Source organism: Arthrospira sp. PCC 8006 (assembly GCF_046480465.1).
GTDB lineage: Bacteria > Cyanobacteriota > Cyanobacteriia > Cyanobacteriales > Microcoleaceae > Limnospira > Limnospira platensis.
Genome location: NZ_PKGG01000243.1, coordinates 1 through 7,022, shown reverse-complemented (window position 1 = coordinate 7,022; position 7,022 = coordinate 1). Strand labels below are relative to the sequence as shown.

The 7,022-nt window shown below is 45.0% G+C and carries 6 protein-coding genes and 3 pseudogenes; 4 read left to right on the top strand and 5 right to left on the bottom strand.

Translation table 11 applies throughout. From position 1 onward, the window contains the following. A pseudogene (locus B9T16_RS23660) lies at nt 1-151 on the top strand (ISNCY family transposase); the annotation flags it as partial. A gap of 1,355 nt (nt 152-1,506) precedes the next feature. On the opposite strand, the gene msrP reads toward B9T16_RS23660, so the two are convergent. Further along, nucleotides 1,507-2,478, bottom strand: a complete 972-nt coding sequence (gene msrP / locus B9T16_RS23655; protein ID WP_410245916.1) for a protein-methionine-sulfoxide reductase catalytic subunit MsrP — start codon at nt 2,476-2,478, stop codon at nt 1,507-1,509. A 107-nt stretch (nt 2,479-2,585) separates the two neighbouring features. Here msrP and B9T16_RS23650 point away from each other — a divergent pair. The 3 genes and pseudogenes from B9T16_RS23650 to B9T16_RS23640 all read left to right on the top strand — a co-directional run. Further along, nucleotides 2,586-2,657, top strand: a pseudogene (locus tag B9T16_RS23650) (4-Cys prefix domain-containing protein); the annotation flags it as partial. Nucleotides 2,658-2,930: 273 nt separating this feature from the next. Continuing rightward, a pseudogene (locus B9T16_RS23645) lies at nt 2,931-3,401 on the top strand (protein kinase domain-containing protein); the annotation flags it as partial. 252 nt (nt 3,402-3,653) lie between these two features. Next, nucleotides 3,654-4,628 (top strand): WD40 repeat domain-containing protein, encoded by a 975-nt coding sequence (locus tag B9T16_RS23640; protein WP_373869275.1) that lies wholly within the window; start codon nt 3,654-3,656, stop codon nt 4,626-4,628. Between the two features lie 67 nt (nt 4,629-4,695). Here B9T16_RS23640 and B9T16_RS23635 read toward each other — a convergent pair whose 3' ends face one another. The 4 genes from B9T16_RS23635 to B9T16_RS23620 all read right to left on the bottom strand — a co-directional run bounded on the left by B9T16_RS23635 (nt 4,696) and on the right by B9T16_RS23620 (nt 6,861). Continuing rightward, on the bottom strand, nt 4,696-5,724 hold the full coding sequence (locus B9T16_RS23635; protein ID WP_014276865.1) for a YheT family hydrolase: 1,029 nt from the start codon (nt 5,722-5,724) through the stop codon (nt 4,696-4,698). Nucleotides 5,725-5,746: 22 nt separating this feature from the next. Continuing rightward, nucleotides 5,747-6,097 carry a TetR/AcrR family transcriptional regulator C-terminal domain-containing protein gene (locus tag B9T16_RS23630; RefSeq protein WP_014276864.1) on the bottom strand — a complete coding sequence of 117 codons (351 nt, stop codon included), beginning with the start codon at nt 6,095-6,097 and terminating at the stop codon, nt 5,747-5,749. Nucleotides 6,098-6,583: 486 nt separating this feature from the next. Beyond that, the gene (locus tag B9T16_RS23625) at nt 6,584-6,700 is read right to left on the bottom strand and encodes a photosystem II reaction center protein I (RefSeq protein ID WP_006616470.1); all 117 of its coding nucleotides are present in this window, start codon (nt 6,698-6,700) and stop codon (nt 6,584-6,586) included. 38 nt (nt 6,701-6,738) lie between these two features. After that, nucleotides 6,739-6,861, bottom strand: coding sequence for a hypothetical protein (locus B9T16_RS23620; RefSeq protein WP_286131292.1), 123 nt, complete (start codon nt 6,859-6,861; stop codon nt 6,739-6,741). Nucleotides 6,862-7,022: the final 161 nt, after the last annotated feature.

The following is a 7,022-nucleotide window of genomic DNA, read 5'->3' as shown; positions in this document are numbered from 1 at the left end:
CCAGTTACTACGAGCGCACTTGCCCACCCGCCAAACCTTTTTTGATGATTTGCGGGCGTTGACCCGTTACCTGTACTTCGACAGTTGGGAGCACCTTCTGACCTTTATGCTTGAAGGTCTCGAGTTAGACATCCCGCCCGATAGCAGTTGAATTTCCATAATGAGAATTGCTGCCCTAGAAGGGCGGCTTTCACTTAGCCAAGCATTTTGTGCTATGGTAAACAGCATAGGTGCGAGACGTTTAGGAGTTAAATAAGGCTGCAATGGCTGAAATAACCTCCTAATGGGACTTTCACTCCTTGGTGGAATAAAAAAGACTCGTACCCTGACCATCCCATAACTGTTTATATGTCCCGACGCTTGGAGAAATCTAAGCAAGGCAGGGAACTCAAGGTCATAAACCAACTGAGAAATCAGGGCGTTGAGAGTAACGGCGATAGCCACCCCCAGTTTTGGGAATCACAACCCATCAGATTGAAGCGGGGAACGGAAGGCGTGAGGGAAACCTATTCCCAATAATCCGACCACTGCCAACCATCCATGATTAGGGAAACCGAATGTCCGGCTTGAACCATCGTCATTATTAAGGTAGCGAAATAGGTTGACACGCTACGTTCAAAAGAGCAAGGGGAAAAGTAGGGTTCTCTATGCAACACCTACACAGACCTTTAAAAGTACCCCGGTGGATAGGACAAATCTMAAGATGGAATGCCCRTATAAACGGAACGTTTMAACCCCTTTTAGGCTCTCSAGTGGTAGGATGTACCTGCACAGTAGTGAAAGTGTAAGCGCATACCTTTAAGGGGAAAGGATGTGAMTGAAAGCCAATGCCTAACTGTAATGGTTAGGATATGCCCACTAGTCACGGTGTGGATATAGAGATGGCGACAATTAGGAGTGTTTACGACGATAGCGAGTTTAAAGACTACGATGTTGTATTTAGCTCTAAAAGTTGAAGTCACAAAGCCGGAAGTTGTTATCCTGTTCCCGATGTCAAAAGGGGTATCCACATCAGGAGCCGTGTGATGTGAAAGTATCAAGCACGGTTTTGTATTGGAGTTGGGGAAGGTGACTTCCCTTTCGGCCATAACTTAAATAATGGAAATATATTCATCTACGAAAAAAAGCATATATATCGATTATTTAAAATATACCATGAAGCCCAGGCAAAAGTCAAGTCCCCTGCCTCGAATCGGGCTAATTTTTAACATTAATTAAAATTTGTTACAAAACTTAACATAAATGGGAATATCATGATTATTTCCCAGGAGGTTGAGCAATTGACGCTCTCGGGGGTGAAGCAAGGGAAATTGGGGAATGAGTCTCGATACAGGTTAGATGAGAAGGACGCTAGTTAAGGATCTTCACGACTTGTTGAACTGCTGAGGACAGAGGGGGGGAACTAGCTACGCATTCGGTGGGGTAGGTGTCGTGACTAAAATAAGGTAGGGGCGCAAGGCACTTAGTCTGCTAAAGAGAGTGTGGGTTAGCTGGCTGGTGAACTTTTCAGGTGTACAAATGGGCTACATATTCTCCATAGCCGTTATAAATTAATGTGGGTTGAGTGTCCCAGGAGAAACTCGGACCATTACCAACAATGCGTTCGGTAGCTTGAGACCAACGGGGATGAGGTTTGTTAGGGTTAACATTAGCGACAAAGCCATATTCGTTAGGGACTAAGGTATTCCAAAATGTGGGAGGTTGGTGGTCTAAAAATTCGATTTTTACAATAGATTTAGCGCCTTTAAAGCCGTATTTCCAAGGTATAACCATGCGTAAAGGTGCGCCATTTTGTTTGGGGAGAGTTTTACCATAAATTCCGGTGGCCAAAAATGCCAATTCATTAGCCATTTCCTGAATGGTTAATGCTTCGGTATAGGGCCAGGGATAATTAGTAGCCCAGAAACCAGGACCTTTGGTGATTTTGGGGTCATAAAAGGAAGTGAAGCGGACAAATTTGGCTGCGCTGGTGGGTTCAACGTCGGCCATGAGTAGACGCATGGGAAAACCGACCCAGGGAACTACCATCGCCCAGGCTTCGACACAGCGAAATCGATAGATTCTTTCTTGGAGGGGGAATTTTTTGTGTAAATCGTCGATATCGTAGGTGCGGGGATTTTTGACGAGTCCTGAGACTTCTACTCGCCAGTTATCGGTAGGGAGGTTTTGGGCGGCTTCCCAAATAGATTTAGACCCGCCAAATTCGTAGTAGTTGTTATAACGGGTAGCAAGGTCTTCGGGGGTAGTGGCTGATGGGAGGTTGGTAAAGTTAGGGTTTTGGGGTAGGTTGGGATAGGGAGTTTGGGTAGTATGGAAGCTGGCAGAGGTGCGATCGCATCCCTGTAGGGGTAAAATAGAGGCGGCCAGTCCGGCGCCGACTACTTGTTTGATAAATTTACGGCGGTTGACAAAGGCTGATTCTGAGGTAATCAGTTTTTCGGGTAGTTGCCAGTCGGGAGATATGCGAATTAGCGACATATTAGGGTTTTGCGTTTGATTACAATGGTTTTTATGTTACGCTGTGTGGCTACCCAGGCGTGAAAAGCATATCATATAATTAGAATACACCGAAACAATGCCTGGTTATGAGTTACTGCATGAATCCCCAGTGTCAGCACCCGCAGAATTCTCCTGGTCAAAAGACTTGTAAGAGTTGTGGAGCTAGTTTGCACCTGAAAGACCGCTATCGGATGGTGAGAATTTTAGGAGAAAGTGCTAACAGTCGGACTTTTTTGGCTGTGGATGAAGATAAGCCGTCTAAGCCTCAGTGTACGATTAAGCAATTTATAGGTTCACCGGAAAATATTGATTCTCGAACCGGTGAAATTGATTGCTATAAGCCTATAGAAGTGGATTTGAGGTGCAGAGCGCGGGAGTTGGAGAGAATTGGTCACAATGCTTTGATTCCAGAACTTTGGGCGAGTTTTGAAGAGAATGGCTCTAAGTATTTTGTTCATGAGTATATTCGCGGGCGCAATTTGGCGGACGAATTGGCTAGTGATGGAGTATTTGGAGAAATCCAGATTTGGGAGCTACTTACGTCTGTTCTTCCGGTGCTAGAGGTTGTCCATGACAATGGTATTGTGCATGGGGATATTAAGCCGGAAAATATTGTTCGTTCCCCTCAATATGATGGTTCTGGGGGTAATCGTTTGTCTCTGGTGGATTTTGGGTCGGCTATTCCTCTGGTGGAGGTTGAACAATACCCTGGTGAACGGATGATGGGGGCGGCGGAATATGTGGCCCCGGAACAAACTCAAGAACATTTTGATGGGAGAAATGATCTTTACAGTTTGGGGGTGACTTGTCTGCACTTAATGACGGATGTTTCGCCTTTTGAGTTGTTTGATGTTAAATCAAATACTTGGGTGTGGCGAGACTACATTAAACGCCCTGTTAGCCGTCGCTTGGGAAGGATTTTAGATAAGTTGGTAGAGCGAAATCCTGCCCGCCGTTATCAGTCGGCATCGGAGGCGATCGCTGCTTTAAAACGGGGACCAACGGCTGGGGCGTTTGCAGAAAGTTCTGACCAACAGTGGATTCTGACAGCCTGGGGTGGAATTGCGCTGACAATACTGTCTCTGATTTTGGCTTCGCGATTGCCGACTCGAGTTCCCGAAACCCCGAGTCGCCCTGAAATTCCTGTGAGAAGGATGCCGGAGGTTCGCCCTAACTATAACAGAAACAGACCTAATAATTATCGTCGCGGTTATCAGAACAGACAATCTTCTGGGGTGCGGACTTTGCGATCTGGTGATGGGCCTATTTGGTCGCTTGCTATTACTCCCGATGGTCAATTGGTAGCTAGTGGTCAGACTGATGGCTCGATTAACTTGGTGGATATTGATACGGGGACTGTAGTTAATACTTTATCTGGTCATAACCAACCGGTTGGTACAATAGCGATCGCTCCTGAAGGTCGATTTTTGGCGAGTGCTGGGGGTGATGGCACTATTCGGATTTGGGACTTGTGGAATAGTCGTCTGGTGCGGGTGTTACCTGGTCATCGGAGTTGGGTTCATGCTTTGGCTTTTAGTCCTGATGGTGCTAGTTTGGCTAGTGCGGGAGGTGATGGGTCGATTCGCTTGTGGAATGTTGACACCGGCTTTGAGGAAAGAACTTTACGGGGTTACGGGGAACAGATACAGGCGATCGTTTTTAGTGCTAATGGTGAAATGTTAATCAGTGGTAGCAGTAATGGTTTGCTGGAATTATGGGATCGGGAAACTGGTCAATTGCGGCGGAGTTTAGCGGCTCATCCTCAAGCTATCTGGTCTTTGGCTGTTAGTCCTGATGGTCAAACTCTGGCTACGGGAAGTTGGGATCGTACTGTCCGCCTATGGGATTTAAATCGCCTGGAGTTGGAATATTTTACGAGTCTCCCTCTGCAAACTTTGACGGGCCATGGTGATAAAATTCAATCTCTGTCTTTTAGTCCTGATGGTCAAACTCTGGCTAGTGGGGATTTTGATGGTACTATTAAGTTATGGCCAATCGAGCCAGGGGGCTTAACGGGGACCATGAAAGGTCATCAACACTGGGTGAATGTGGTTTTTAACCCGGTTGAGACAACTTTAGTTAGTGGCAGTTTTGATAATAGTATTAAGGTGTGGCCCATGGGTTGGTGACGAGGTAGGTCAGCTAATGATTGTTATTTGGGGGTTCTGACGCGAGGCGGCTATGGGTTTATAATCATTAAACATGGGTATCAAACCAGTTTAAAATGCGATTCCATGCCCACCAAGGGTCACGATCGCCCCATTGTTTTTGACAGGATTTACTGCTAATATGGCAGACGTGCCCTCCTGATGGGGTTAGCCATAGGTCGATCGCTTTATTCTGTTTAGCGATCGCTTTTAAATCAGGGATAATGCTTGGGTCAAATAGGGGATCATCTTGGGCATATAAAATTAGGGTTGGTTTGTGTAATTGGGGTAAAATTTGTAAGCCACTACTGGCAGTAAAATAGTCTTCTACTGTGGCAAATCCTAGTTTTTCAATGACTAATTCGTGATCAAAACTGCGAATTGAGTTAACTCTAGCTATGGCTTCGGGATTGAAAATATTGGGGTGATTTTGATTGAGTTGATGGGCGAGTATTTGCAGTTGGCGGGTAATGGCTTTTTCTAAATACTTCCCGACGGGATGATTTTCTAAATAGGTTAGGGATCTATTGGAGTCTAAACTAGGACACATTACGGCGGCACCAGCTATGTCTAAATTACTGGAACTTTGGGCGGCTTTTAACCCCCATAAGGCTAATTGACCCCCCAAGGAAAAACCTAATAACCTTAGGGGGGCTGGACAACCTAGGGCGAGTGACTGGTTAGCAATTTCTACAAAGTCTTCTCCTTCATATAAGCCGTCAGATTGCAGGGTGGGTGAGAGTTTCCCGGTTTTTCCATGGGCGCGCCAGTCGAATAATACTACAGCATAACCACGGGCGAAGGCTTGGCGACCTAGTATTTTTAAAAACCACTGATTTTCTAAGTCTCCTACAATGCCATAAGTGGCAATTATTGTGCCTTTAGGATTGGGGGGAATTGCATAAATACCAAAGATGGGGACACCTCCCGCCCCGGTGAATATTTTTTGTTGATAAGGGGGTGGTGATTCGTGGGTGTGATTTTGCCAAGTTTTGCTAATTTGCAATGCTGTATAAAGGGTCATTATTAACCCGTTTTTGAGGAAAAATGGGGGGCGATAACTGGGGGATGGCGACATGATTGGATTTAATGATGATTATTTATGGTAGGGCTTTTTGATGGATAATTAATTCTACTAAATTATCGATTAGGCGATCGGCTGTCATGGGTAGGGAATCTTTGCCTTGCAAAATCTCTTGGACTACCATATAATGAATTGGGGAACCTACGAAGATTCGGGCTGTGGCTTCGGGGTCGGTGATGGTCAATTCTTGGCAGGTTTTTAAATACTCTGTCAGGGTTTCTATGGCGGGCTTGACTAGGGCTGTTAAAAATACTTGGGCTAGGTCTGGGCGTTTTCCTGACTCGGAGACGATTAACCGGATCAAGCCAAGATATTCGCGATCGCTTATATTTTCCATTAGTATTCGCGTGGCTAAGTCTCGTAACACTAACTCTGGTTTCCCTGATAGGGGTGGCGACCTCTCGGAGTTTTTCTGAGGCTATCCTTTTGACTAGGGCGGTAAACAACCCATCTTTGTCGGAAAAATGACTATATAGGGTTTGTTTGGACACCCCGGCTGCTTTGGCGAATCTATCGATCTGATATATGAGCTTATACCTTGATAGAATCTGCCTTTTAAATCATATATCGGAGTAGGTGTGATCGCATGGTTATTAACTTCTCCCTAGCCAATTAAAAGGAGTTAATCCTAGCGAATTTTAGCTATTTATATTGGTAGTTTAGTTAGGGAAAAATTCCAATATATAGGGTAATTATAGGCAGTTTTTTAGATAACAATTAACCACATATTATGTCTAGTCAAACTTATCCTAAATCGGTGATACTAGGGTAAATGGAGTTATTGGTTATACATGATAACTGATCACCCCATTTACCCCCCTAGATCAGGTTTTGGCTTGGGAATTCCGCCGGATTACTCTAAGTCCCGACGTTTGGGGTTTCGTGAGGGGTCATTGGATAAGAATCCAAAGATAAATAAGCCTACGAAGAAGAGGACAACGATGTTAACGATGATTTTCAGAGTTACCATTGTTTTATTACTCCCTGGGGAATCTGTTTTTGATTGGGTTATGCAATTTGCACTGTTTTCCCATCATATCTTAATTTGGGCTTTGGTTTAAGGATTTTATGGCTTTCTGGGGCGATCGCTTTCTGAACCAGTGTTGAATAAATAATCAAGTGTATAGCCATATTTGCTCCATCGTTAAATAGTAGCAGATGTGGCGGTGGATGTCAAGGGGAGCTGGGGAGAGGTGGCGATCGCTTTCTGGGGGGAGGGTTGAATAAAAAATCAAGCGTATAGCCATGTAAAAAAATCTATTTTAGCAGATGCGGCGGTAGGTGTCAAGGGG

Excerpts from the sequence above, each read along its gene's own strand:
- msrP (WP_410245916.1), bottom strand. The coding sequence starts at position 2,478 with ATGTCGCTAATTCGCATATCTCCCGACTGGCAACTACCCGAAAAACTG.
- B9T16_RS23635 (WP_014276865.1), bottom strand. The coding sequence starts at position 5,724 with ATGTCGCCATCCCCCAGTTATCGCCCCCCATTTTTCCTCAAAAACGGG.
- B9T16_RS23620 (WP_286131292.1), bottom strand. The coding sequence starts at position 6,861 with ATGGCTATACACTTGATTATTTATTCAACACTGGTTCAGAAAGCGATC.
- B9T16_RS23625 (WP_006616470.1), bottom strand. The coding sequence starts at position 6,700 with ATGGTAACTCTGAAAATCATCGTTAACATCGTTGTCCTCTTCTTCGTA.
- B9T16_RS23640 (WP_373869275.1), top strand. The coding sequence starts at position 3,654 with ATGCCGGAGGTTCGCCCTAACTATAACAGAAACAGACCTAATAATTAT.